The organism is Streptomyces sp. NPDC041940 (assembly GCF_055589465.1).
Genome location: NZ_JBVJBP010000003.1, coordinates 181,156 through 204,540 on the forward strand (window position 1 = coordinate 181,156; position 23,385 = coordinate 204,540).

Below are 23,385 nucleotides of genomic sequence, written 5' to 3' on the forward strand. Positions count from 1 at the left end.
CTATCGAGATCCATTAGCACTCCCGAACAGCGGCACTGTGGCGAACTCGTGTGGGAGGCGCGGACCGACAAGGACCTTACTCTTGCCGCCATGCGACACAGCCCCATCCCCGGCGCCCACGGCCGCGTGAGACCCCTCACGCTGCACGGCGACCCGCTCCTGCACACCCCCTGCGCGGAGGTCACCGACTTCGGCCCCGAACTGGCCCGGCTCGTCGAGGATTTGTTCGCGACCATGTACGCCGCCCAGGGCGTCGGCCTCGCCGCCAACCAGGTCGGCGAGTCGCTGCGGGTCTTCGTCTGGGACTGCCCGGACGACGAGGACGTCCGCCACCTGGGCCACGTGGTCAACCCGCGCCTGGTCGAGGCCGACGGGGTGGTGATCCGGGGCCCGGAGGGCTGTCTGTCCCTGCCGGGCCTGGAAGCGGGCACGGAACGCCACGACCACGCGGTGGTCGAGGGCTTCACGGTGACCGGAGACCCGGTCACCGTCCACGGCACGGGCTTCTTCGCCCGCTGCCTGCAACACGAGTGCGACCACCTGGAGGGCCGCATCTACGCGGACCACCTGAGCGGCTGGCGCCACCGCAAACTGATGCGCCAAGTAGCCAGATCCTCTTGGCGCCGGTGAGGGTGATCCGCCTTCTTCAGGGGCGCGGGGCTGTGTTCAATATGCGGCTCCGCCGCGTGGGCGCGAACAACCCCCACCGGCGGTCAGCCGAAACACAACGGTCAGAACCCCGGACCCCCGACCCGGTCCCCCACAGCGGCAAGCCGTCCCCACAACAGATCAGCCAGACTCCGCACCAACTCCGCCCGAGAACAGGGCCTTTCCCCCAGCCACCAGTCCCCGGCCGCATGCATCATGCCGACGATCCCATGCCCCCACACCCGCGCCAGCTGCTGCCCACCCGGCCCGAGATCCAGCCGCTCCTCGATGACCTGGGCGAGCTCCTCACCCATCCGCCGCAACAGGGGCGCGCTGTGCACGCCGACATCGAACCCCTGGTCCCCCTGCTGGCTCCCCTCCGCCGGATGCATCAGGAACCGGTACACCTGAGGTCGCAGCTCGATCGCCGTGAGGTACGTGTCCAACGTCGCCTCGACCCGCTCCCGCCGGTCCGCCGGCGCGTCCACCGCCGCCCGCAGCGAGTCCAGCAACGCGTCCGTGTGCCGCTTGGCAAGGGCCGCGTAAAGTCCGCCCTTGTCGCCGAAGTGCCGGTACAGAATCGGCTTGGTGATGCCCGCCTCCGCGGCGATCGCGTTCATCGAGGCCTGCGGGCCGTCGCGCAGCACCACCCGGTCCGCGGCCTCCAGCAGCTCGCGCCGCCGGCGGTCGGCGGACCGTTGCTGATCGGTCCGCTGCGTGGTGTCCATGTGCTCTCCCCACCCGTGCTGATTCGATGACGCCAGCGCAAACTAACACCCAAGCATGCACCGGACATCGAACGGGTGCCGACCGGTCGGTAGGAGTTGACTTCGACTACCCACCGGTAACAGGATGGTGTTACCGCAAGTAACATGCACGTGTGCCGCCGCTGGAGGGGACGACATGGCCGAGTTCACCATGGAGCTCAACGACGAACAGAAGGAGGTCCGGGACTGGCTGCACGGCTTCGCCGCCGATGTGATCCGACCCGCGGCCGCCGAATGGGACGAGCGTGAGGAGACTCCCTGGCCGGTCATCCAGGAGGCCGCCAAGGTCGGCATCTACTCCCTGGACTTCTACGCCCAGCAGTACTTCGACCCCACCGGCCTCGGCATACCGATGGCGATGGAGGAACTCTTCTGGGGCGACGCGGGCATCGCCCTGTCCATCGTCGGCACCGGCCTCGCCGCCGTCGGCGTCCTCGCCAACGGCACCGAGGAGCAGATCGGCACCTGGATCCCCCAGATGTACGGCGACGCCAACGACGTCAAGGTCGCCGCCTTCTGCTCCTCCGAACCCGACGCCGGCTCCGACGTGGCCTCCATGCGGACGCGGGCCGTGTACGACGAGGCCAAGGACGAGTGGGTGATCAACGGCACCAAGACCTGGGCGACCAACGGCGGTATCGCCAACGTCCATGTCGTGGTCGCGGTGGTCGACCCGGAACTCGGCTCCAAGGGCCACGCGTCCTTCATCGTCCCGGCGGGCACCCCCGGTCTGACCCAGGGACAGAAGTTCAAGAAGCACGGCATCCGCGCCTCGCACACCGCCGAGGTCGTCCTGGACAACGCGCGCGTTCCCGGCTCCTGCCTGCTCGGCGGCAAGGAGAAGCTGGACGAACGCCTCGCCCGCGCCCGGGAGAGGGCCAAGCAGGGCGGCGAGCGCGTGAAGAACGCCGCGATGGCCACGTTCGAGGCTTCTCGCCCCGCGGTCGGGGCCATGGCGGTCGGTACGGCCCGGGCCGCGTACGAGGTCGCGCTGGACTACGCGAAGACACGCGAGCAGTTCGGCCGGCCGATCATCGACAACCAGGGCGTGGCGTTCCAGCTCGCCGACATGCGCACGTCCATCGACGCCGCCCGGCTCCTCGTCTGGCGTGCCTCCTGGATGGCGGTCAACGGCAGGCCGTTCACCGCCGCCGAGGGCTCGATGTCCAAGCTGTTCGCGAGCGAGACGGCCAAGAAGGTCACCGGCCAGGCGATCCAGATCCTGGGCGGCAACGGCTACACCAGGGAGTACCCGGTGGAGCGGATGCACCGCGATGCCGCGATCTACACCATCTTCGAGGGCACGAGCGAGATCCAGCGCCTGGTCATCGCCCGGACCCTGGCCGGCACGCCCATCCGCTAACGGTGTCTGAGCGGCGTCAGCTGCTCGATGTCGTACCTCGCCCGCAGCTCCTGGATCGCCGCGTGATCGGGCGGCCCTCCGCTGCCGAGGATCTCCAGCAGTTCCTCGAAGTACCGCTCGTGATCCGGCGGCGGGCTCGCCTGGAAGAACATCTTCGCGGGTTCGTCCGTCGGGTTGGCGAACGCGTGCGGGCAGCCCGGGGGTACGACGATCACCGTTCCCGGCGTCGCGCGCACCACCCGGTTGCCCGAAGTGGACTCCCACTTCCGCCAGGTGTCGGGGGTGCGGACGCGCGGTTCGAAGGCGAGGACGTCCAGCTCGCCCTCGAGTACGTAGAACAACTCCTCGCTGCGGGTGTGCACATGGGCGCCGACGTCGAAGCCCGGCGGCACGACCACCTCGAAGGTGGAGGCCATGCGCGAGTGCGAGCCGGTCACCTTGAACGTGACGTGCTGGGCAGGAGCCTGTACCACCCGGCCGTGGCCGGGTGGTACGAGCAGTCCCTCCGTCGCCGTCATCGCCCGCTCACCACGTCACGGGCAGGGCCTCGGGACCGCGGATCAGCGCGCCCTTCCTGAACGGCACCTCTTCGGCGGGTACGGCGAGCCGCAGGCCCGGAACGCCGTCGAGGAGCGCGTCGACGAGGAGTTGCGACTCCAGCCGGGCCAGCATGCCGCCCGGGCAGTAGTGCGGGCCGAACCCGAAGGACACATGGGGGTTGGGGCTGCGCAGGAAGTCGATCGTCTCCGGGTCCGGAAAGACCTCCGGGTCACGGTTGGCGGCCAGGTACGACACATAGATCGCGTCGCCCGCCCGGATCCGCACGCCCTTGATCTCCACGTCCTCCAGGGCGATCCGCGACAGGCCGACCGCGTTGCGGTGGGGGATCCAGCGCAGCAGTTCGTCGATGGCCTGAGGGCGGATCTCCGGCTCGGCGCGCAGCCGGTCGGCCAGGTCGGGCCGGGTCAGCAGGACGTAGAACATCTGGCCGCTGTTGTTGGTGACCGCCTCGCCGCCGATCTGGAGGAGCACCGCGAGTCCCACCCCTTCCTCCAGGGTGATCTCGCCACGGCCCAGGGCGGCACCGAGCAGGGACGCGACATCCTCACCCGTGCTGCCCTCGCGCACACCGATCAGATCGGCGAAGTAGGAGCTCATCTCCTGCTTGGCCTTCTCGCTGACCTCGGCGCCGTGCGAGGAGGACAGGATGAGCTGGGTCCAGCGGTGCATGTCCTGCCGGTCGGCGGCCGGGACACCCATCAGCTCGCAGATGACCGCGATGGGGAACGGGCTGAGCACGGACTCGGTGAGGTCGGCGGGCGGGCCGTCCTGGAGCATCTCCTCGACCAGTTCCGCCAGCATGCGGCGGGACCGCTCGCGCACCCGTTCCACCCCGCGCGCCGTGAACGCGGCGGCGACACTGCGGCGCAGCCGGGTGTGGTCCGGCGGGTCGAGGAAGCCGACCGCGCCACGCGCCGGGATGAAGTGCGGTGCGAGCCGGGTGACCTGCCGGTCCATGACGGCCTCGCGGCTGAAACGCGGGTCGTTGGTCACCATCCGCGTGTCGTCGTAGCGGGTGACCAGCCAGGCCCAGCCCTCGCCGTTGGGCAGCTTGACGCGGGTGACCGGGCCCTCGTCCATCAGCTCCCGCAGGACCGGGTCGAAGTCCGCGCCGGACAGGTCGAGCGCGGGCCAGTCGCGGACCGGTGGCAGCGTTTCGGTGATCGTCTCTTTGCTCATCTCACATCGTCTCGTCCGCGCGGTGCCAGCGGCCCACGGCCATCTCGGCGGTGATGCCGGGTCCGAACCCGGCGAGCAGCCCGCGTGCCCGGTGCTGGGCGCCGCCCTCCTCGAACAGCCGGCGCAGCGCGTCCAGAACGACGGCGCTGGCGATGTTGCCGTAGTCGGTGAGCGTGGCCCGGCTGAAACGGAAGGCGTGCGGGTCGACCTTCAGGAAGGTGCTGAGGTCGTCGAGTATTCGGGGACCACCCGCGTGGACGATGTAGAAGTCCAGGTCGGAGGCGTCCCAGCCATGGTCTCCCGCCAGTTCCTTCAGCGCCGGGGCGAGCGGCTCCATGGTGGCCGGGACCCGCTTGTCCAGCAGGAAGTGGAAGCCGGTCGACCGTACGTCGTACATGATCCACTCTTCGGTCTTCGGGATCAGGTACGAGCCGTTGCGCTCCAGGCTGATGCCCTCGCCGCCCCGGCCGCGGACCACGGCGGCGGCGATGCCGTCACCGAACAGGCCGTTGGACAGCAGCGAGCCGACACCGATGTCGGTGGGCTGGTAGCACAGCGAGCAGAACTCGCAGGCCACGATCAGCGCGTTGGCCTCGGGGTAGGCCGTGCAGAAGTCGTGCGCCCGGTTGATCGCAGCGCCGCCGGCCGCGCAGCCCAGCTGGGCTATGGGCAGTTGCCGGGTGGTCGGGTCGAAGCCCATCTCGTTGATCAGCCAGGCCGTGAGCGAGGGCATCATGAAGCCCGTGCACGACACGTAGATGATCACGTCCACGTCGGTGGTGAGCAGCTCGGCGTGGTCGAGCGCCTCCTGGATGACCGCGGGCACCCGCGCCTTGGCCTCGGCCTCGTAGAGCTTGTTGCGCTCCGCGAATCCGGGGTGTTTCAGGGTCTCCTCGATGGGCTGGACGATGTGCCGCGTGCGTACGCCGGTGTTCTCGATCAGCCGGAGGGCCAGCGGCAGTTGGGGGTGATCGGCGTGGCGCTCCCGCGCCAGCTCAAGCGTCTCCTCCATCGTGATCACGTGCTCTGGAACGGACACCGAGGGTCTGCACAAAGTCGCCATGAACCGTGCCTGCTTTCGCCTCCCGGAAGGCCTTTCGCCTCCCGGTCAGAAGGTGGTTCACCTCAGAGGGTGGTCCATCCACGATCACCCGGTGGGACGCCGACTTCGCGTCGGACTGCTCCATTTCGGGGACCCCGTGCCAGGCTCGGGGCAGACCTGTCCGAGGACACGCACCGACGGAGGACGCGATGACGCGCACGGCCCGGGACCTGCTGCGGACGACCACCGCCCGACTCGCCCCGGACCCGCGGTCCAACCCGCTGGTCCCCCGGATCGCCGAGGGCACGGCCCCTCGCGCCGCCCTCGCCGCCCTCGCCCTGGAACAGTCCTGGGTGATCCCCGCGGACCGCCGCGCGTTCCTCCATCTGGCCGAGCGTTCCCTCGTCACCGCCCCCGAGGCCGCGGCCTTCTTCCGGAGCCTCGCGGAGGGCGAGGCACTGGCGGAGGAACTGCTGCCCTCGCTCACACAGGCGTGCGGCGTGGACGAGACGACGGCGGCGTCGTACGAACCGCTCGCCGGCTGCCAGGCCTACCCCGCGTACGTCGCCTGGCTGTCCCTCAACGGCTCACCGGCGGACATCGTCCTGGCCCTGACGGCCAACTTCTCGGCATGGGGCGGCTATTGCGCGACGATCACGAAGGCCCTACGGACTCACTACGGCTTCACGGACGAGGCCTGCGCGTTCTTCGACTTCTTCGCGGACCCGTCACCCGAACTGGACGAGAGAGCAACGGCGGCGGTACAGGCGGGCCTGGACACCGGGCAACTGAACGAGTCCTTGGCAGCTGGCTATGGCCACCTGCTCCAGCAGTACGAGGCGATGTTCTGGAACGCGTTGAGTGCAGTTCGTTAGGGGCGCGGGGCTGTATCGATTTGCGGCTCCGCCGCGTGGGCGCGATCAACCCCCACGCACTCGCACCCGCACAGCTCAGGTCGCACCCCCACTGCTGTGCGCGATACAAGCCACATCAATCCGATCGGCCAGCTTCGCCAGCTCGATCGTCAACGCCGCGACCGTGTCCTCGTCCAGCCCCGACTCCCCGGCCTCCACCAACCGCACCCACCGACCCCCCAACGTCCGCAACAGCTTGCTGACATCCGCCGCAGCCACCTGCAAGGTCCCGTGGTCGTCGACGATCAACGGCAGAGTCACTTCGCGGTTCACAGACGGGATCGTAGCCCCGCAAGACTCACGCACCGTGCCAAACAGTCGTGATGTTGCAGAACTCCCGGATTCCGTGCCCGGACAGCTCACGGCCGTACCCGGACCGCTTCACCCCGCCGAACGGGAACCCCGGATGGGAGGCGGTCATCCCGTTGACGAACACACCGCCCGCCTCCAGATCCCGTACGAACCGGTCCACCTCGGCCTCGTCCCGCGTCCACACGTTCGAACTCAGCCCGAAGGGCGAGTCGTTCGCGATCAGAACGGCCTCGTCGAGGTCGCCCGCCCGGTACAGCGTGGCGACCGGGCCGAACGCCTCCTCCCGGTGGATGCGCATCTCGCGGGTGATGCCGGCGAGGATCGTCGGCGCGTAGTACCAGCCGGGCCCCTCGGGCCGTTCACCACCGCACAGCACCTGCGCGCCGACGCGCACCGCGTCGTCGACCAGTTCCTCCACATCGCGCCGTCCCTGCTCGCTGGAGAGCGGCCCGACGTCGGTGTCCTCGGCCAGGGGGTCGCCGACCTTCAGCGCCCTCATGCCCTCGGCGAAACGCTCGGCGAAGGCGTCGTAGACGTCCGTGTGCACGATGAAGCGCTTGGCGGCGATACAGGACTGCCCGGCGTTCTGCACCCGCGCGGTCACCGCGACCTTCGCCGCCCGGTCGATGTCGGCGGAGGGCATGACGACGAACGGATCGCTGCCGCCCAGCTCCAGCACGGTCTTCTTGACCATCTCGCCGGCGGTGGAGGCGACCGCGCGGCCCGCGGGCTCGCTGCCGGTGAGGGTGGCCGCCCTGACCCGCTCGTCGCGCAGGATCTCGTCGACCGCGCCGGAGCCGATCAGCAGGGTCTGGAAACAGCCCTCGGTGAAGCCCGCCCGGTGGAACAGGTCCTCCAGGTAGAGGGCGGTCTGCGGGACGTTCGAGGCATGCTTGAGCAGGCCCACGTTCCCCGCCATCAGCGCGGGCGCGGCGAAGCGGACCACCTGCCACAGCGGGAAGTTCCACGGCATCACCGCCAGCACCGGTCCCAGCGGCCGGTAGCGCACGCGTACGCGTGAGGCGCCCGAGTCCTTCACATCGGTGTCGGCGGGTTCCTCGTCGGCGAGCAGTTCCTCGGCGTGCTCGGCGTACCAGCGCATCGCCTTGGCGCACTTCGCGGCCTCGGCCCGGGCCTGCTGGATCGGTTTGCCCATCTCGGTGGTCATCACGCGGGCGATGTCCTGCTGATCCTCTTCGAGGAGGTCGGCGGCCTTGTTCAGCAGCCGGGCGCGCTCGTCGAACGTCGTCGTCCGGTACGTGCGGAACGTGGCCTGGGCGAGCTGGAGCCGGCGCTCGATCTCCTCCTGGCCCATGGCCTCGTACGTCTTGAGCGTCTCGCCGTTCGCCGGGTTCACCGTCGCGATGGGCATGGCTGACCTCCCTCGGTGCGGGCTGTGTCTCGACCTTCCCGCGCGACGGAGGGGACCGCAACGCGGGAGCGTCTGCTCAGGGGTCCTTGCACTATGCGCGTCCGATGAGGTCGCGTGGTCTGGTGCCGTGCATCGCAAGGCGCCGGAGAGTCCTCGTAGCGGAGCTACTAGGACTCTTCGGCAACGCGGCGAGGTGCGGTGCCAGGCCGCGCGACCCGGGCGGGCATAGTGCAAGGACCCCTCAGGGCGAGTGCTCCGCCAGGCGGTCGAGAAACGCCGCCTGTGCCCTGACGATCACCTCGCGGGCCCGGTCGAGGGGGAGCCACGCCACCCGGTCGAGTTCGGGGAACTCCTGGAGCCGTCCCGACTTCGGGGGCCATTCCATCCGGAACGTGCCGGGCACGATCGTCGCCGGGTCGAGGTCCGCCTCGATCGCCCACGCCGTGACGATCTTGCCGCCTGTCTGCCGGACCTCGCCCAGGGCGATGGCCTCGCCGTCGGGCGGGGGCAGCCCCAGTTCCTCCTCGAACTCGCGGCGGGCGGCGGCCCAGGCGGACTCGTCGGGCTCGTACTCGCCCTTGGGGACGGTCCATGCCCCGGCGTCGCGCCGGGCGAAGAACGGGCCGCCCATATGGCCGAGCAGCACTTCCGGGCCGTCGTCGGCGCGGGGTCCCCTCCGGAAGAGCAGCAGGCCCGCACTGCGCTTCACGGACGCACCTGCGGATGCGCGGCCAGCAGGGTCTCCACCGTGTCGGCGTCCTGAGGGCGCTTGTCCTCCCGGTAGCGGATCACGCGGGCGAAGCGGAGGGTGACGCCGGCCGGGTAGCGGGTGGAGCGTTGCAGGCCGTCGTAGGCGATCTCGACGACGAGTTCCGGGCGTACGGTCACGACGTGGCCGTCGTCGTCGACGGCGAGCTGCCGGAGCCGTTCGGTCTGCCAGGTCAGCAGCGCGTCGGTCATGCCCTTGAAGGTCTTGCCGAGCATGGCGAGGCCGCCGTCGGCGGTGCGGGCGCCGAGGTGGAGGTTGGAGAGCTTGCCGGTGCGGCGGCCGTGGCCCCACTCTGCGGCCAGCACCACCAGGTCGAGCGTGTGGACGGGCTTGACCTTCAGCCAGGACGCGCCGCGCCGGCCCGCGCTGTAGGAGGCGTCCAGCGCCTTGACGACCACACCCTCGTGGCCTCGCTTCAGGGTTTCGGCGAGGAACTCCTCCGCCGTGGGCACGCCGTCCGGGCCGGACATCGTCGTGCGCCGCACCCGCATCGGCTCGGGGACCAGCCGGGCCAGCTCCGCGTGCCGCTCGGCGAACGGCAGGTCGAGCAGGTCGCGGCCGTCCACGGACAGCGCGTCGAAGAAGACGGGGGAGACGGGGACGGCTCGGGCGGCGGTCGCCACGTCCGCGCGGGAGCCGACGCGACCGGCGGTCTCCTGGAACGAGCGGGGGCGGCCGCCCGCGTCGAAGGAGATCACCTCCCCGTCCAGGATGAAGCGCTCGCCCCGCAACTCCAGAGCGGCGGCCGTCACTTCGGGCAGACGGCCGGTGATGTCGTCGAGGGTGCGGGTGTAGAGCCGTACCGTGTCGCCGTCCCGGTGCACCTGGACGCGGATGCCGTCCAGTTTCTCCTCGACCGCGCAGGCGCCGAGCTTGGCCACCGCCTCGGCGACCGAGGAGGCGCTGTGCGCCAGCATCGGCCAGACCGGGCGGCCGACGGTGAGGCGGAAGCGGTCCAGGGCGGCGGGGCCGTCCGTGAGCAGCGCCTCGGCCACCGTCTGGAGCGAGCCCGCGAGCATCACCGCCCGCCGTACGTCCGCCGGGGGCGCCCCGGTCGCCTGGGCCAGGCCCTCGACCGCGACCGCGTCCAGCGCGCCCTGCCGCACCTCGCCGGTGAGCAGCCCGAGCAGGAACCGCTGCTCGTCCTCGGTGGCCGCGCCCATCAACTCCCCGGCCAGCCGGGCCCGTTCCGCCTGGGAGCCGGGGCCGGACACCTTGCTCAGCTCCGCGAGCCGGGCGTCCACCTCCCGCACGGTCAGGCCCGGTTCCTCGGCCGGGGCGACCGGGCGGCTCAGCGTCTTCCAGCCGACGCCGATCCGGCCCTGCGGCAGCCGTCCCGCCAGATACGGGATGACGATCGGCACCTCGTCCGCCTCCGCGTCCCGGAACAGCTCCGCGAGCAGGGCCGTCTTCCGGGACCGCGCCGAGGTGGCGGCGACCTCCTGGGACACTCGGGCCAGCCGGTGCAGCAGCATGCAGCCATGGTGCACCTCCGGCGGCGCCTCTACACCCGGGCGGCGGTGCCGGGGTCCGGCCGGCGACGGGTGCCGCCGGGAGCTCCCGGGCGGGTTTCAGGTTCGTCACCAGCCGGTCGCCGACGGCCGGGAAGCGGCCCTTCTACAGTCCGGCTGCCGCGTCGAGGTCCGTCATCAGCAGATCCCCGACGATCGCGGACGCCGCCCGGTAGCCGCCGCTCGCCGCGTGCACGACCTGCTCGGCGAAGCCGATCGCGTTGCCGGCCGCCCACACGCCGGGCACGGTCGTCAGGCCCGTCGGGTCGACCACGGGATACGCGCCGAAGGGCGTCTCCTGCAGCTCGGCGCCGAGCTGTTCCAGCAGGCCGGTCTGCGGGACGGCGTGCGGGGCCACGAACAGCGCGGAGCGGGCGTGCGTCGCCCCGTCGGCGAGCCGGACGCCGGTGAGCCGGTCGTCCTCGACCACCAGCCCCGCGACCTCGCCCGGCACCACGTCGACGCCGGCCGCGGCGAGCCGGCGCAGATCCTCGTCGGACAGCTCCTCCTCGGCGACCGTGTGCAGGAAGAACCGCACGTCCTTCGACCACTGGGACACCATCAGCGCCTGGTGCACGCTCTTCGGGGACGTACCGAGCACGCCGAACGGCTGGTCGCGCACCTCCCAGCCGTGGCAGAACGGGCAGTGCAGCACGTCCCGGCCGAACCGCCCGGCCAGGCCTGGGACCGCCGGCAGCTCGTCCTTCAGCCCGGTCGCGACGACCAGCCGCCGGGCCCGCACGGTCCGCCCGCCGGCCAGCACCACGGCGAAGTCCTCGCCCTTCGTCACTTCCACCACCCGGTCCCGCACGAGTTCGACGCCGTAGCGCGCGATCTCCTCTCTGCCGATGGCGAGGAACTCGGCGGGCGGCATACCGTCCCGTGTCAGGAAGCCCTGCATGTGCGCGGCGGGCGCGTTGCGCGGCTCGCCCGCGTCGACGACCAGCGTGCGCTGCCGTGCCCGGCCCAGCACCAGCGCCGCCGACAGACCCGCGGCGCCGCCGCCGACGACCACGACTTCGTACTTCTCGGTGTACGTCCCGGTCATGTGACCACCTCCACTGCCGAGCGTCGCCCCGGACCGGCGGTATTGACAAACATGTTTGCCGAACCTGCAATACGACCATGACCACGGACGAGGTACTCGCGGGCGTCGGCCCCCGGCTGCGACAGATGCGCAAGGAGCGGGAGGTGACCCTGGCGGCGCTCTCCGAGACCACCGGCATCTCCGTCAGCACCCTGTCGCGGCTTGAATCCGGACTGCGTAAACCCAGTCTGGAACTGCTGCTGCCGATCGCGCGCGCTCACCAGGTGGCCCTGGACGAGCTGGTCGGCGCCCCTGCGGCGGGTGACCCGCGCGTGCGGTCGAGGCCGATCGTGATGGGCGGCCGTACCCACTGGCCGCTCACCCGCCAGCCCGGCGGCCTCCAGGCCTACAAGGTGCTGGAGCCGCAGCGCAGGCAGGAGCCGGATCCGCGCACGCACGAGGGCTACGAGTGGCTGTACGTGCTGTCCGGGAAGCTGCGCATCGTGCTGGGCGAGCACGACGTGGTGCTCACGGCGGGGGAGGCCGCCGAGTTCGACACGCGGGTGCCGCACTGGTTCGGGTCGACGGGGGAGGGGCCCGTGGAGTTCCTCAGCCTGTTCGGTCCGCAGGGGGAGCGGATGCATGTGCGGGCGCGGCCCAGGAAGTCGTGACCCGATGACTGTTCCCTGATCGGCAAGCAACCGCTTAGTATGCGAACCGACCCCGGTCGTACGACGCAGTCGACGCAGTCCCGTGGAGGCCCCGCATGCAGGCATGGCAAGTGCACGAGAACGGCGAGCCGGGCGAGGTGTTGCGCCTGGCGGACGTGGCGCGGCCGGTGCCCGGCGACGGCCAGGTCCTGCTGAAGGTGCGTGCCGCGAACATCAACTTCCCGGACGCCCTGCTGTGCCGGGGCCAGTACCAGGTCAGGCCGCCGCTGCCCTTCACCCCCGGCGTGGAGATCTGCGGCGAGACCGAGGACGGCCGCCGGGTGATCGCCAACCCGGCACTGCCCCACGGCGGCTTCGCCGAGTATGCGGTCGCCGATGCCGCCGCCCTGCTGCCCGCGCCGGACGCCCTGGACGACGCGGAGGCCGCGGCCCTGCACATCGGCTACCAGACCGGCTGGTTCGGACTGCACCGCCGGGCCGGCCTGGAAGCCGGCGAGACCCTGCTCGTCCACGCTGCCGCAGGAGGGGTCGGCAGCGCGGCCGTGCAGCTCGGGAAGGCCGCCGGCGCCACCGTCATCGGTGTCGTCGGCGGCCCCGGGAAAGCGGCCGTCGCCCGTGGGCTGGGCTGCGACGTCGTGATCGACCGGCGCGCCGAGGACGTCGTCGCCGCCGTCAAGGAGGCCACCGGCGGCCGGGGCGCCGACGTCGTCTACGACCCGGTCGGCGGCGAGGCCTACACCCAGTCCGCCAAGGTCGTCGCCTTCGAGGGGCGCATCATCGTCGTCGGCTTCGCCGGCGGCACCATCCCCAGCCCGGCCCTCAACCACGCCCTGGTGAAGAACTATTCGATCATGGGCCTGCACTGGGGCCTCTACAACACCAAGAACCCGAAGCTGGTCCAGCACTGCCACGAGCAGCTCACCGAGCTGGCCGCCCGGGGCGCGATCAAGCCGCTGGTGAGCGAGCGCGTCCCGCTCTCGGGGGCGGCCGCCGCCGTGCAGAAGGTCGCGGACGGCCTGACCACCGGACGGATCGCCGTCGTCATGGAGGAGGCAGCAGCATGACCAGCGCCGAGGAACTGCGCCGCCGTACCCGGGAGTTGCTGGCCGCCCATCCGCCTGCCTCGACCGACCGCCTGGACTTCCTCCGGGCCCGTTTCGACGCCGGACTCGCCTGGGTGCACTACCCGGAGGGCCTCGGCGGGCTCGATGCGCCGCGCTCGCAGCAGGTCGTCGTGGACGCCGAACTGGAGGCGGCCGGCGCTCCCGACAACGACTCGCGCCGCAACGGCATCGGGCTCGGCATGGCCGCCCCGACGATCCTCAAGTACGGCACCGAGGAGCAGAAGCAGCGCTATCTGCGGCCGCTGTGGACCGGCGAGGAGGTCTGGTGCCAGCTGTTCAGCGAGCCCGGCGCCGGCTCCGACCTCGCCGCCCTCGGCACCCGCGCGGTACGGGAGGGTGACACCTGGGTGGTCAACGGGCAGAAGGTGTGGACGTCCGGCGCGCACAACTCCCGCTGGGCGATCCTCATCGCCCGCACCGACCCGGACGTGCCCAAGCACCGGGGCATCACGTACTTCATCTGCGACATGACCGACCCGGGTGTCGAGGTGCGGCCGCTGCGGCAGGTCACCGGTGAGGCCGAGTTCAACGAGGTGTTCCTCACCGACGTCCGGATCCCGGACGCGCGCCGCCTCGGCGAGGCCGGCGACGGCTGGCGGGTCGCGCAGACCACGTTGAACAACGAGCGCGTGGCCATCGGCGGCATGCGGCTGCCCCGTGAGGGCGGCATGATCGGACTCGTCTCCAAGACCTGGCGAGAGCGGCCCGAGCTGCGCACCCACGACCTGCATCAGCGGCTGCTGAAGCTCTGGGTGGAGGCCGAGGCCGCCCGGCTCACCAGTGAACGGCTGCGCCAGCAGCTCGCCGTGGGCCAGCCCGGTCCAGAAGGCGCCGGCATGAAGCTCGCCTTCGCCCGCCTCAACCAGGAGATCAGCGGCCTGGACGTGGAACTCCTCGGCGAGGAGGGCCTGTTGTACGACGACTGGACCATGCGCCGCCCGGAACTGGTCGACTTCACCGGCCGCGAGGCCGGTTACCGCTATCTGCGCTCCAAGGGCAACAGCATCGAGGGCGGGACCACCGAGGTCCTGCTGAACATCGTCGCCGAGCGCGTCCTCGGCCTGCCCGCCGAACCGCGCACCGACAAGGACGTCGCCTGGAAGGACCTGGCCCGATGACGGATCTTCTCTACTCCGAGGAGGAAGAGGCGCTGCGGGCCGCCGTACGGGACCTGCTCGCCGACCACTGCGACGCGCCCGGCGTGATCGCCCGCACCGAGTCGGACACCCCGCACCACCGTGAGGCCTGGAAGGCGCTCGCCGACGGCATGGGCCTCGCGGGGCTCCTCGTACCCGAGGCGAAGGGCGGTCAGGGTGCCACGCACCGCGAAGCCGCCGTAGTCCTGGAGGAGCTGGGCCGCGCGGTCGCTCCCGTGCCCTACCTCACCAGCGCCGTCGTCGCCACCGAGGCACTGCTCGCCTGCGACGCCGACGACCTGCTCGCCGACCTGGCGTCCGGACGGCGGATCGGCGCCCTCGCCGTCGCGCTGAACGTCGCACCGGGCACCGCCTACAAGGTGGTCCGGCACGAGGACGGCCGGCTGGGCGGCGAGCTGACCGGCGTCGCGGACGCGGCCGTCGCGGACGTCCTGCTGGTGCCCGCCGACGACGGCGGCCTCTACGCGGTCGACGCCACGGCGGCGACCGTCACGCCCCAGGTCTCCCTGGACCTGACCCGGCCGCTGGCGACCGTCACGCTCGACGGGGTGCCGGGCCGGCTGCTGGGCGACGCCGAACCCGCCGTACGCCGGGCCCTGACCGCCGGAGCCGGACTGCTCGCCTCCGAACAGTTCGGGCTCGCCGACTGGGCACTGACCGAGACCGTGCGCTATCTGAAGGAACGCAAGCAGTTCAACCGGCCCGTCGGCGGCTTCCAGTCGCTCAAGCACCGGCTGGCCCAGCTGTGGCTGGAGGTCGTCAACCTCCGCGCGGCCGCCCGCAACGCCGCCGACGCGCTGGCGAACGGCGAGGACGTCGAGGTGGCCGTCACCGTCGCCCAGGCCTTCGCGGCACCCGTGGCCGTGCACGCCGCCGAGGAGGCACTGCAACTGCACGGCGGCATCGGCATGACGTGGGAACACCCGGTGCACCTGTATCTCAAGCGCGCGAAGGCCGACTCGATCGCCTACGGCACGGCGGGCGCGCACCGCGAGGCCCTGGCCGGACTCGTCGACCTCCAGGCCCCCTGACGTACACCTGGTCGACGCGCGGGGAAAGCCCGTCCCACCTGGGGCGGGCTTTCTCGTGCGCACCGCTCCGGTGAAGTGAACCCGGGGCGGCGGTCCGGCCAACTCCGTGCACGGGCCTGCTTCCTGGGCCTGCCGGGACCCCATACTCGCAGGGTTCCCGTAAGGCCCTTCCAGGGAGGCAGAGCATGGCCCTCACCACCCGACGCAGAGCCCTCACCACCCTCGGCGCCGCCCTCGCGGGCTCGGTCGCCCTCCCCGCCACCCCCGCGGCGGCCGGCGAACGGCGGCACGGGTGCCGCCCGTTGTGGCGTGCCCACGCCCACAACGACTACGAGCACCCGCGCCCCCTCCTCGACGCGCTCGACCACCGGTTCGGCAGCGTCGAGGCCGACATCTACCTCGTCGGCGACCGGCTTCTCGTCGCCCACGACCCCGAGGACCTCGACCCGTCCCGCACCCTCGAGTCCCTCTACCTCGACCCGCTCGCGGCCCGCGTCCGGGCCAACCGCGGCCGTGTGTACCGGGGGTACCGCGGCTCGCTGCAACTCCTCGTCGACATCAAGACCGAGGGCTCGTCGACGTATCTCGAGCTCGACCGCCACCTCAGGCGCTACCGGCACCTGTTCACGACGTACGCCCACGGCCGGGTGCTCCCCGGCCCGGTGACCGCCGTGATCTCCGGCGACCGCGCGGCCCGCGCCCCCATGGAGGCCCAGAGCGTGCGGCGCGCCTTCTACGACAGCCGCCTCGCCGACCTCGGCAGCCAGGCCCCGGCCTCCGTCGTCCCGCTGATCAGCGACAACTGGACGCTCAACTTCACCTGGCAGGGCGTGGGCGCGTTCCCGGACGCCGAGCGGGAGAAGCTGCGGGGCATCGTCCGGGCCGCGCACGCGCGGCGGCAGAAGGTGCGGTTCTGGGCGACCCCGGATCTGGCCGGGCCCGCCCGTGACGCGGTGTGGGCGGAACTGCTCGCCGCGGACGTCGACCACCTCAACACCGACGACCTCGCCGGACTGGAGGCGTTCCTGGACGCCCGCCGGGCGGCGTAGGACTTCACACGTTCGGCGGACAGGTCAGCCCACCGGACGAACCCTCCGCTACGCCACACTTGCGGCCGAACGCCGTGAATCGGATAGGGCGGCGTGGCGGAGGAGTTGACGATGGCCATTTCCATCTCTGTGGTGCTGCTGCTCGTGATCCTTGCGGTGATCTTCCTGCGCAACGGCGGGCTGAAGGTCTCCCATGCGCTGGTCTGCCTGCTGCTCGGCTTCTACCTGGCCAGCACGAGCATCGCCCCCACCATCCACAGCGGCATCACGGCGACGGCGGAGATCGTCAGCAGCCTGAGGCCCTGAGGAGAGGCTTTGAGGCCTTGGGGCTTCGCGGTCGCCTAGCCCGAGAACACGCCGATGCCGTTCGGGACGGCGCGTTCGGCGCCGCCACTGGGGTGGTTGCGTACGGACACGGTGCTCGCGCCCGGCTTCCGGGCGACCAGCGTCGACGATCCGCCGCCGTCCAGGCTCAAGGCGTCCTGTGAGCCCAGCCGCCGCATGGTGTCGGCCACTTCGGCGATCGTCAGGCCGCTGCGGTAGGCGGCGCCGCCGTCCAGCGCGAGCAGCAGCATGCGCCGCCCGTCGTCGGCGAGCCCCACGGCCGTACGGACGGCCGACGCCGTGTCGTCCAGACCCGGCAGCGGCCGGCCGCCCGAGAGGACCGGGTAGCCGCCGACGGCGAGACGGTACGGGACGCCGCTCGTGGCCGCGACGAGAGCGTGCTCGATCTCGACCGCTTCACCGGTGGAGAACTTCCGCAGCTTCTGAGCGCCCGCCTCCCGGCCGACCAGCACGGTCGTCCCCGCGGCGATGGGACCGCGGCCGGGGGTGTCGGCGGCCGATACGACCTTGCCGTCGCGGACCGTCACCTCGTAGGTGTCCGTACTGCACGGAGCCGCACGGTCCGTGTCCGTGCCGCAGGTGGCGCGCACCCGGGAGGCGCTGCCCCACTCGGAGGTGAACGCGCCGACGGAACCCACCGGCAGCGCGTACTGGTTGAGCCCGCCGAGCGGCAGCCGACTCCCGGAGGCGCGGACCGAGCCGTCGAGGGCCAGCCGGTCCAGCCGGGCCCGTCCGTCGGTGCCCACACCGAACACGTCCTCGGTGGTGGTGCCGGGCGGCAGCTCCGGGCCGAACCGCTGGCCGTTCGGCACGGCCGCCTTGAGCGTCCGCCCGGCCGTGATAGCCGGACCCACGCTCGCGCCGGTCGCCTCGACGCCCGGGTGCTGCGTCTCGGTGATGTTGAAGAAGTCGCCGTTGACGCCGGCGACCGCCTCCTGCGCGTCGGCCATCCGCGAGACCAGCGCCCGCGAGGCCACCGCCCCGGGGTACAGCAGGTCGACCTGTACGCGCGGGTTGCCCAGGTCGACCTTCAGCACATGCGCGTGTGTCACCCCCTTGGCCGCCTGGATGTCGAAGTGCTCGTAGGTGACGCCCGGCGCGACACGGACATGCTTCTGGACGGCGTCGGCCTCGGCCGCCCCCGCCACCCCCGCACCGACCAGTGCGCCGAACGCCGTGAGAAACGCCAGGACCGCTCTGCCTGCTCCGCGCCGCTTGTGACGACCTGTCACCGCCGTACCCCCTGATGCCTCGTCAGAAGTCCTCAGGGCAGTGGACCAGACGTCGGGGCACAGGAGTACGGCTGACTGCCGACTACGCGGGAAAAGTCGGAAAAACACACCCCTCCGGGTGCTTCAGCTGCCGTCCGTTCCGGTGGCGTACGGCGTGTAGTGCGCGGGCGAGTGGTCGATCGGCAGGCCGGGCCGCCAAGCCGTGAGTGCCTGCGCGCTGCACACGAACAGCTGTTCAGGCAGCCGGTCCAGGCCGAACCAGCGCCAGCGGCCCACGCTCTCCTCGGGCTGGTCCGCCGGCTCGCCCCGCCAGACGGTGACCCGGGCGGCGACGGTCACCCGGACGACCCCGCCGGCATCGTCGAGGAGCGTCCCCAGCAGCCGGACGTCCTCCGGCCGTGCCGCGAGCCCGGTCTCCTCGCGCAGTTCGCGCACCACCGTCTCCCGCAACGACTCCCCGGGTTCCACCGTCCCGCCGGGCAGCTCCCACGTCCCGCGCCGGTGCCGGCCCAGGAGCAGTCCGCGGGGCCCGTACAGGATGGCGCCGACCCCGAGCGCGGCATGGGCCGGCGGCGGCCGGTCGACGCGCGGCCGGGAGGAGACGCGGACGGGCCGGGTCACCTGGAAGAGCCGGTAGGACGCGTGGTTGCCGGCCTCCGGTGTGTCGAGGACCTCGACATGCTCCACGCGCAACCCGTACTCGGTGAGCAGCTCCGTCCAGAGGCCCGGGGTGAGGACCCACATGTGGACGGTGGTGTCACCGCCGCCGGCCAGTCGCAGGATCTCGGGCCGGGCCGTGACCCGGTCCGAGGGTCCGTCACCACGCGAGTTGGTGTGCAGCACAGTGAAGCAGAGCCTGCCGCCCGGCCTGAGCGCCGAGGCCAGGGCGGGCAGCAGCCGGTGCGGGTCGAGATACGGGACGGCATGCAGGGAGTAGATGACGTCGTACGGCTCCGCCGTGCGCAGATGCTCCACCGCGTCGGCCAGGACCAGCCGCAGCCCGGGCAGGGAGCCATAGCGGGCACGGGCCCGTTCGTACTGCCCGTCCGAGGCGTCGACCGCGTCCACCAGCGCGCCGCGGTCACGCACCAGATGGGCGGCGTGCCGTGCCGGACCGCACCCGAGGTCCAGCACCCGCCGGCCCGCGAGCTCCCCGAGGACCTCGGCCCCCGGCCCGGCGCCCTCGCAACCCCAGTCGATCCGCGCCACCTCGGGCAGCTCCGTGCCCCGCCGCAGGTGGTGAACTCCGTACGCACGCCAGGCCTCGGCGTTGGCGTCCTCCGCTGGTGTCACCAAGGCTCAGCCGCCCGCGGCGGCGTCGCGCGGAAGCACCCTGACCCGGTGGAAGTTGCATCCGACGGGCCGCGGCTCGTCGGCGGCGGGCGGGGTCTGGTGGGCCTTGAGGGCGATGCTCACCAGGCTCAGCAGCAGGTCGACGTCGGCCTCGCAGTCGAGGTGGACCGTCACCCAGGACGATCCGGGAACCAGGTGGATCGCGCTCGAACCGGCAAGGTCGTAGTGGAAGCGCTGGATGGCCCGGCGGGTGAGGTGGAGGTCCACGTCCCGTGCCGAGTGGAAGTGGACGATCTCGTCACGGACGGAACGGAGCGCCCGTCCGGTACCGCAACTCGCCGGGCCCGGCATCAGGTCGGGCCAGGCCTGCAGTCGCTCCATGGCGCGCTGGGCCAGAGTCATGGCCCCATCGTTGCGTGCTTACCGTGCCGCAACCAGAGGTTGAGCGCTTTGTAACCGGGACGTGAGGTGGGGTGAGGGAGGAGGGCGGGCGACGAGAGCGGGGGAGGGGCGGCTCGGGTGGCCTCTTCTCAGGCGGCCTCTCCGATCAGTCTCATGTAGCGCTGCCAGTCCCAGTGGCGGCCCGGGTCGGTGTGGTCGCTGCCCGGTACCTCGTGGTGGCCGATGATGTGGGTCCGGTTCCGGGGGATGCCGTGCCGCGCGCAGATCGCCGCGGTGAGCCGGGCCGATTCCTCGTACACGGCGTCGGTGAAGTACGAGGGCTCGTCCACCCAGCCTTCGTGCTCGATGCCGATGCCGCGCTTGTTGTAGTCCCAGTTCCCGGCGTGCCACGCGATGTCGGTCTCGCGCACGCACTGCGCCACATGGCCGTCGGCCGAGCGCACCACGTAGTGCGCGGACACCTGCTTCCTCGGGTTCCGGAAGATGGACAGGGTGCCGGCGAAGGTCGTCTGCGCGACGTGGATGATCACGCGGTCGACGGGATGGCCGCGTGGGCGGTTCGACGCCGTGTAGTTGGCGCCGGTCGCCGGGTGCCATTCGGCCCCGGGGTGGTCGGGGGCCTGGGGCCGGGCGGCGGCCCGGGTACCTGGGAGCAGGACGTACGGGACGGCGGTGAGGGCGGCGCCCACGAGGACGCCCCGCCTGCTGGGGAGCGGTGCTGCCTGGTCCATGACGGGATGCCTTTCGCTTCGACGGATCATCACGGTACGGCGCCTGCCGGTCCGTCAGGAGGGAGCGACGTGGTTCGGTGGACGGGCCGGGGATTGTGGATAACTCGCCCACCCCATCGGGTGATTCGGGCGGTCCGGGGGGTCAGGCCCGCTCGGCGACGGCAGCCGGATCGTCCAGCACCGCCCGCACGACCGAGTGCGCGGCCCCCAGCAGCGGCCCCTCCGGGCCCAGCCGTGACACGGACACGGGACAGGCCGGACCCGCGGTGCGCCGCGCCAGCTCCTCACGCAGTGAGGGCAGCAGCCAGGGCGCGAGACCGGACAGCTCCCCGCCCAGCACCACGCTCTGCGGGTCGAGCAGGTTGACCGCCCCGGTCAGGGCGACACCGAGCGCGGTGCCCGCGTCGCGCAGGGCACGGCGTACGTCCTCGTCGCCTTTTGCCGCGCGCCCCGCGAGCAGTCCCACGCGGTCCTCGTCCGGCTCCAGGCCCGCCGCACGCAGCACCGCCTCCTCACCGGCGTACTGCTCCAGGCATCCGCGCCCGCCGCACGCGCACGCCGGCCCGTCCGGCCGGACCGGCACATGTCCCAACTCGCCCGCGAAACCGCGGGTTCCGCGCAGCAGTCCGCCGTCCACGACGACGGCCGCACCGATGCCGATCTCCGCCGACACATGCAGGAAGTCGCGCGGTGTGCCGTCCTCGAGCCAGAGTTCGGCGAGCGCGCCGAAGTTGGCCTCGTTGTCCACGGTCAGCGGCAGGTCCGCCGGCAGCAGGGCACCGAGGTCCGTGTCGTGCCAGCCGAGGTTCGGGGCGCGGACGACGGTCCGGGCGTCGCGCGCCACCAGACCCGGTACGGCCACGGCGAGCCCGGCGGGCCACAGGCCCTCGCCCTCCGCCTCGGCGACGACCCGGCCGATCAGTTCGGTGAGCTCCGCTGTCACGGGCCCGGGTGAGCGGCCGCGGTTCGCGCCCGTCCGTATCGCCCGCGCCCTGGTCGTGCCGCGCAGGTCGACGGCGCAGACCGCGAGATGGTCGACTCCGATCTCCGCGCCGATCCCGGCCGGGCCCCGTCCGCTGACAGCGAGCGCGGAGCCGGGGCGGCCCACCCGTCCGGGCCGCTCGGGCCCCAGCTCCTCGATCAGCCCCGAGCGGACGAGTTCGTCGACGAGCGTCGACACCGCGGCCCTGGTCAGCCCGATCCGCGACGCGACGACGGCCCGGGACAACGGCCCCTCGGCGCGGACGGCGTGCAGGACACGGGCGAGGTTGCGGCGGCGCATGCCCTGCTGGGTGTCGGGCAGCGCGCGTCCGGGCCCCGCCGGGTGCGCCTCGTGCAGCGGTGCGGTCATGCCTGACGCCAGTCCTCAGTGGGTGTCGGTGGGCCGCTCCAGCAGCGCGGCCGCGTCGGAGAGTACCCCGGCGATCCTGGCCAGCGTCTCCTCGTCCCGCTCGACGGCGTCGAGCACCGGCCCGGCCGCCGTGTCCCAGCGGCGCGCCACGGCCGCCGCGTCCTCCCCGGTCAGCAGCCCGGCCGCCTGCGCGGCGGCGCCGAGCGCCACCAGCTCCTTGGCCTCGGGCACCTGCACGGGACGCCCCGACAGCCTGCGCACGGTCTGCTGCCAGGCCGCGCCCCGGGCGCCGCCGCCGATCAGCAGCAGGGGCGCCGAGGGGTCGGCGTCCTGGTCCAGGACCACGTCGAGCGCGCCGAGCAGGGAGTGCACGGCACCGTCGTAGGCGGCCTGGAGCACTTGGCCGCCGGTCGTGTCGTGGCGCAGGCCGTGCAGCAGGCCGGAGGCGTTGGGCAGATTCGGGGTGCGTTCGCCGTCCAGGTAGGGCAGCAGGGTGACGGCCGTGCCGGGCTCCACGGCGTCGCGGTCCAGGCCCAGCAGCGTCGCGACGCGGTCGACGGCGAGGGTGCAGTTCAGGGTGCAGGCCAGCGGCAGCCAGTCACCGCGGGCGTCGGCGAAGCCCGCCACCGTGCCGCTCGGGTCGGCGGGCCGGTGCCGCGACACGGCGTACACCGTGCCCGAGGTGCCGAGGCTCATCACCGGCACGCCCGGACGCAGCCCGAGCCCCAGCGCCGCGGCGGCGTTGTCGCCGGTCCCGGGAGCGACCAGAGTGCCCTTGGAGAACGGCAGATCGTGGCCGTGCACCGTGCCCGCCACCTCCCCGGGCCGGACCACACGGGGCAGCAGGGCCGGGTCGAGACCCACGTGCGCCAGGATCTCCTCGTCGTACGACTCCGTCCCGGACGCCCACCAGCCGGTCCCGGAGACGTCGCCGCGGTCGGTCGTGCCCTGCCCGGTGAGCCGCTCCGTGAGGTAGTCGTGGGGGAGGCGCACGGCCTTCGTGGCCCGCACCGCCTCCGGCTCGTGCTCGGCCAGCCAGGCCCACTTGGTGACCGTGAAGGAGGCGGCGGGGACGCTTCCGGCGCGCTCGGCCCAGACCTTCGCGCCGCCCAGTTCCCCGGTCAGCCGGCGCGCCTGCGGCGCCGAGCGCACGTCGTTCCACAGCAGGGCCGGACGCACCGGCTCGCCCCGGTCGTCCAGGGTGACCAGGCCGTGCTGCTGCCCGCCGACCGACACCGCGGCGGCCTCGTGCGCCGCGTCACCGCACTGGCGCAGGGCCTCGCACAGCGCGTCCCACCACTGGCGCGGATCGCTCTCGCGTCCCGCCCCCGCGGAGACGGTGTGCGGGGCCTGGCCGCTCGCCACGACCCGGCCGGTGGCCGCGTCGACGACCAGCGCCTTGGTGGACTGGGTGGACGAGTCCACGCCGACGACGAGCGGACCCTCGGCTGCTGACATCGGGCTTCTCCCTCTTCTCTCGTCCATCTCCGGTCCTGCTTCTCTCGTTCCGAGACACCTTGTCTCTTCCCAGAGA

General features: G+C 72.1%; 23 protein-coding genes and 1 pseudogene. 9 read left to right on the forward strand and 15 right to left on the reverse strand.

Annotated elements, in window-relative coordinates; genetic code table 11:
• Nucleotides 1-90 precede the first annotated feature (90 nt).
• On the forward strand, nucleotides 91-630 hold the full coding sequence (def, locus tag ACZ6I3_RS08115) for a peptide deformylase (protein WP_469412746.1): 540 nt from the start codon (nucleotides 91-93) through the stop codon (nucleotides 628-630).
• A gap of 101 nt (nucleotides 631-731) precedes the next feature.
• Here def and ACZ6I3_RS08120 read toward each other — a convergent pair whose 3' ends face one another.
• Nucleotides 732-1,376 carry a TetR/AcrR family transcriptional regulator gene (locus ACZ6I3_RS08120; RefSeq protein WP_469412748.1) on the reverse strand — a complete coding sequence of 215 codons (645 nt, stop codon included), beginning with the start codon at nucleotides 1,374-1,376 and terminating at the stop codon, nucleotides 732-734.
• A 175-nt stretch (nucleotides 1,377-1,551) separates the two neighbouring features.
• Between ACZ6I3_RS08120 and ACZ6I3_RS08125 the strand changes: the two genes are divergently transcribed.
• The gene (locus ACZ6I3_RS08125) at nucleotides 1,552-2,778 is read left to right on the forward strand and encodes an acyl-CoA dehydrogenase family protein (protein WP_469412750.1); all 1,227 of its coding nucleotides are present in this window, start codon (nucleotides 1,552-1,554) and stop codon (nucleotides 2,776-2,778) included.
• Here the strand turns inward: ACZ6I3_RS08125 and ACZ6I3_RS08130 are convergent.
• The 3 genes and pseudogenes from ACZ6I3_RS08130 to ACZ6I3_RS08140 form a co-directional block, all read right to left on the reverse strand.
• Nucleotides 2,775-3,296, reverse strand: a complete 522-nt coding sequence (locus tag ACZ6I3_RS08130) for a cupin domain-containing protein (protein WP_469412752.1) — start codon at nucleotides 3,294-3,296, stop codon at nucleotides 2,775-2,777. The two genes, ACZ6I3_RS08125 and ACZ6I3_RS08130, sit on opposite strands and share 4 nt — an antisense overlap.
• Before the next feature lie 7 nt (nucleotides 3,297-3,303).
• A complete protein-coding gene (locus tag ACZ6I3_RS08135) occupies nucleotides 3,304-4,518 on the reverse strand; it encodes a cytochrome P450 (RefSeq protein ID WP_469412754.1) in 1,215 nt (404 codons plus the stop codon).
• A 1-nt stretch (nucleotide 4,519) separates the two neighbouring features.
• Nucleotides 4,520-5,590: pseudogene (locus ACZ6I3_RS08140) on the reverse strand (type III polyketide synthase); the annotation flags it as partial.
• 179 nt (nucleotides 5,591-5,769) lie between these two features.
• Here ACZ6I3_RS08140 and ACZ6I3_RS08145 point away from each other — a divergent pair.
• The gene (locus ACZ6I3_RS08145) at nucleotides 5,770-6,435 is read left to right on the forward strand and encodes a thiaminase II/PqqC family protein (protein WP_469412756.1); all 666 of its coding nucleotides are present in this window, start codon (nucleotides 5,770-5,772) and stop codon (nucleotides 6,433-6,435) included.
• Between the two features lie 75 nt (nucleotides 6,436-6,510).
• Here ACZ6I3_RS08145 and ACZ6I3_RS08150 read toward each other — a convergent pair whose 3' ends face one another.
• The 5 genes from ACZ6I3_RS08150 to ACZ6I3_RS08170 form a co-directional block, all read right to left on the reverse strand.
• Nucleotides 6,511-6,747 (reverse strand): DUF6213 family protein, encoded by a 237-nt coding sequence (locus tag ACZ6I3_RS08150; protein WP_215122895.1) that lies wholly within the window; start codon nucleotides 6,745-6,747, stop codon nucleotides 6,511-6,513.
• Nucleotides 6,748-6,772: 25 nt separating this feature from the next.
• Nucleotides 6,773-8,158: an NADP-dependent succinic semialdehyde dehydrogenase gene (locus tag ACZ6I3_RS08155; RefSeq protein ID WP_469412758.1), complete on the reverse strand. Its 1,386-nt coding sequence runs from the start codon at nucleotides 8,156-8,158 to the stop codon at nucleotides 6,773-6,775.
• Between the two features lie 241 nt (nucleotides 8,159-8,399).
• Nucleotides 8,400-8,867, reverse strand: coding sequence for an NUDIX hydrolase (locus tag ACZ6I3_RS08160; protein ID WP_469412760.1), 468 nt, complete (start codon nucleotides 8,865-8,867; stop codon nucleotides 8,400-8,402).
• Nucleotides 8,864-10,402, reverse strand: coding sequence for an ATP-dependent DNA ligase (locus ACZ6I3_RS08165; RefSeq protein WP_469412761.1), 1,539 nt, complete (start codon nucleotides 10,400-10,402; stop codon nucleotides 8,864-8,866). The genes ACZ6I3_RS08160 and ACZ6I3_RS08165 overlap by 4 nt, the downstream gene beginning before the upstream one ends.
• A 142-nt stretch (nucleotides 10,403-10,544) precedes the next feature.
• A complete protein-coding gene (locus tag ACZ6I3_RS08170) occupies nucleotides 10,545-11,486 on the reverse strand; it encodes an NAD(P)/FAD-dependent oxidoreductase (RefSeq protein WP_469412763.1) in 942 nt (313 codons plus the stop codon).
• Between the two features lie 77 nt (nucleotides 11,487-11,563).
• On the opposite strand from ACZ6I3_RS08170, the gene ACZ6I3_RS08175 reads away from it, so the two are divergent.
• The 6 genes from ACZ6I3_RS08175 to ACZ6I3_RS08200 all read left to right on the forward strand — a co-directional run bounded on the left by ACZ6I3_RS08175 (nucleotide 11,564) and on the right by ACZ6I3_RS08200 (nucleotide 16,803).
• A complete protein-coding gene (locus tag ACZ6I3_RS08175; protein ID WP_469412764.1) occupies nucleotides 11,564-12,136 on the forward strand; it encodes a helix-turn-helix domain-containing protein in 573 nt (190 codons plus the stop codon).
• 95 nt (nucleotides 12,137-12,231) lie between these two features.
• Complete coding sequence (locus ACZ6I3_RS08180) at nucleotides 12,232-13,200, forward strand: NADPH:quinone oxidoreductase family protein (protein ID WP_469412766.1); 969 nt, start codon at nucleotides 12,232-12,234, stop codon at nucleotides 13,198-13,200.
• A complete protein-coding gene (locus tag ACZ6I3_RS08185; protein ID WP_469412767.1) occupies nucleotides 13,197-14,378 on the forward strand; it encodes an acyl-CoA dehydrogenase family protein in 1,182 nt (393 codons plus the stop codon). The genes ACZ6I3_RS08180 and ACZ6I3_RS08185 overlap by 4 nt, the downstream gene beginning before the upstream one ends.
• Nucleotides 14,375-15,448: an acyl-CoA dehydrogenase family protein gene (locus tag ACZ6I3_RS08190; protein WP_469412770.1), complete on the forward strand. Its 1,074-nt coding sequence runs from the start codon at nucleotides 14,375-14,377 to the stop codon at nucleotides 15,446-15,448. Before ACZ6I3_RS08185 ends, ACZ6I3_RS08190 begins: the two co-directional genes overlap by 4 nt.
• A 185-nt stretch (nucleotides 15,449-15,633) precedes the next feature.
• Complete coding sequence (locus ACZ6I3_RS08195) at nucleotides 15,634-16,497, forward strand: phosphatidylinositol-specific phospholipase C/glycerophosphodiester phosphodiesterase family protein (protein ID WP_469412772.1); 864 nt, start codon at nucleotides 15,634-15,636, stop codon at nucleotides 16,495-16,497.
• Nucleotides 16,498-16,608: 111 nt separating this feature from the next.
• A complete protein-coding gene (locus tag ACZ6I3_RS08200) occupies nucleotides 16,609-16,803 on the forward strand; it encodes a hypothetical protein (RefSeq protein WP_189724366.1) in 195 nt (64 codons plus the stop codon).
• 35 nt (nucleotides 16,804-16,838) lie between these two features.
• Here the strand turns inward: ACZ6I3_RS08200 and ACZ6I3_RS08205 are convergent, their stop codons facing one another.
• The 6 genes from ACZ6I3_RS08205 to xylB form a co-directional block, all read right to left on the reverse strand.
• Nucleotides 16,839-18,074, reverse strand: a complete 1,236-nt coding sequence (locus ACZ6I3_RS08205) for a phosphodiester glycosidase family protein (protein ID WP_469412774.1) — start codon at nucleotides 18,072-18,074, stop codon at nucleotides 16,839-16,841.
• Between the two features lie 123 nt (nucleotides 18,075-18,197).
• The gene (locus ACZ6I3_RS08210) at nucleotides 18,198-19,367 is read right to left on the reverse strand and encodes a bifunctional class I SAM-dependent methyltransferase/NUDIX hydrolase (protein WP_469412776.1); all 1,170 of its coding nucleotides are present in this window, start codon (nucleotides 19,365-19,367) and stop codon (nucleotides 18,198-18,200) included.
• A 6-nt stretch (nucleotides 19,368-19,373) separates the two neighbouring features.
• On the reverse strand, nucleotides 19,374-19,769 hold the full coding sequence (locus tag ACZ6I3_RS08215; protein ID WP_403887634.1) for a luciferase domain-containing protein: 396 nt from the start codon (nucleotides 19,767-19,769) through the stop codon (nucleotides 19,374-19,376).
• 128 nt (nucleotides 19,770-19,897) lie between these two features.
• Nucleotides 19,898-20,500 (reverse strand): N-acetylmuramoyl-L-alanine amidase, encoded by a 603-nt coding sequence (locus ACZ6I3_RS08220; protein ID WP_469412779.1) that lies wholly within the window; start codon nucleotides 20,498-20,500, stop codon nucleotides 19,898-19,900.
• Between the two features lie 142 nt (nucleotides 20,501-20,642).
• On the reverse strand, nucleotides 20,643-21,851 hold the full coding sequence (locus ACZ6I3_RS08225) for an ROK family protein (protein ID WP_469412781.1): 1,209 nt from the start codon (nucleotides 21,849-21,851) through the stop codon (nucleotides 20,643-20,645).
• 15 nt (nucleotides 21,852-21,866) lie between these two features.
• Nucleotides 21,867-23,309 carry a xylulokinase gene (xylB, locus tag ACZ6I3_RS08230; RefSeq protein ID WP_469412782.1) on the reverse strand — a complete coding sequence of 481 codons (1,443 nt, stop codon included), beginning with the start codon at nucleotides 23,307-23,309 and terminating at the stop codon, nucleotides 21,867-21,869.
• Nucleotides 23,310-23,385 lie beyond the last annotated feature (76 nt).

Excerpts from the sequence above, each read along its gene's own strand:
- def (WP_469412746.1), top strand. The coding sequence starts at position 91 with ATGCGACACAGCCCCATCCCCGGCGCCCACGGCCGCGTGAGACCCCTC.
- ACZ6I3_RS08120 (WP_469412748.1), bottom strand. The coding sequence starts at position 1,376 with ATGGACACCACGCAGCGGACCGATCAGCAACGGTCCGCCGACCGCCGG.
- ACZ6I3_RS08125 (WP_469412750.1), top strand. The coding sequence starts at position 1,552 with ATGGCCGAGTTCACCATGGAGCTCAACGACGAACAGAAGGAGGTCCGG.
- ACZ6I3_RS08130 (WP_469412752.1), bottom strand. The coding sequence starts at position 3,296 with ATGACGGCGACGGAGGGACTGCTCGTACCACCCGGCCACGGCCGGGTG.
- ACZ6I3_RS08135 (WP_469412754.1), bottom strand. The coding sequence starts at position 4,518 with ATGAGCAAAGAGACGATCACCGAAACGCTGCCACCGGTCCGCGACTGG.
- ACZ6I3_RS08145 (WP_469412756.1), top strand. The coding sequence starts at position 5,770 with ATGACGCGCACGGCCCGGGACCTGCTGCGGACGACCACCGCCCGACTC.
- ACZ6I3_RS08155 (WP_469412758.1), bottom strand. The coding sequence starts at position 8,158 with ATGCCCATCGCGACGGTGAACCCGGCGAACGGCGAGACGCTCAAGACG.
- ACZ6I3_RS08165 (WP_469412761.1), bottom strand. The coding sequence starts at position 10,402 with ATGCTGCTGCACCGGCTGGCCCGAGTGTCCCAGGAGGTCGCCGCCACC.
- ACZ6I3_RS08170 (WP_469412763.1), bottom strand. The coding sequence starts at position 11,486 with ATGACCGGGACGTACACCGAGAAGTACGAAGTCGTGGTCGTCGGCGGC.
- ACZ6I3_RS08175 (WP_469412764.1), top strand. The coding sequence starts at position 11,564 with ATGACCACGGACGAGGTACTCGCGGGCGTCGGCCCCCGGCTGCGACAG.
- ACZ6I3_RS08180 (WP_469412766.1), top strand. The coding sequence starts at position 12,232 with ATGCAGGCATGGCAAGTGCACGAGAACGGCGAGCCGGGCGAGGTGTTG.
- ACZ6I3_RS08185 (WP_469412767.1), top strand. The coding sequence starts at position 13,197 with ATGACCAGCGCCGAGGAACTGCGCCGCCGTACCCGGGAGTTGCTGGCC.
- ACZ6I3_RS08190 (WP_469412770.1), top strand. The coding sequence starts at position 14,375 with ATGACGGATCTTCTCTACTCCGAGGAGGAAGAGGCGCTGCGGGCCGCC.
- ACZ6I3_RS08195 (WP_469412772.1), top strand. The coding sequence starts at position 15,634 with ATGGCCCTCACCACCCGACGCAGAGCCCTCACCACCCTCGGCGCCGCC.
- ACZ6I3_RS08200 (WP_189724366.1), top strand. The coding sequence starts at position 16,609 with ATGGCCATTTCCATCTCTGTGGTGCTGCTGCTCGTGATCCTTGCGGTG.
- ACZ6I3_RS08215 (WP_403887634.1), bottom strand. The coding sequence starts at position 19,769 with ATGACTCTGGCCCAGCGCGCCATGGAGCGACTGCAGGCCTGGCCCGAC.
- ACZ6I3_RS08220 (WP_469412779.1), bottom strand. The coding sequence starts at position 20,500 with ATGGACCAGGCAGCACCGCTCCCCAGCAGGCGGGGCGTCCTCGTGGGC.
- ACZ6I3_RS08225 (WP_469412781.1), bottom strand. The coding sequence starts at position 21,851 with ATGACCGCACCGCTGCACGAGGCGCACCCGGCGGGGCCCGGACGCGCG.
- xylB (WP_469412782.1), bottom strand. The coding sequence starts at position 23,309 with ATGTCAGCAGCCGAGGGTCCGCTCGTCGTCGGCGTGGACTCGTCCACC.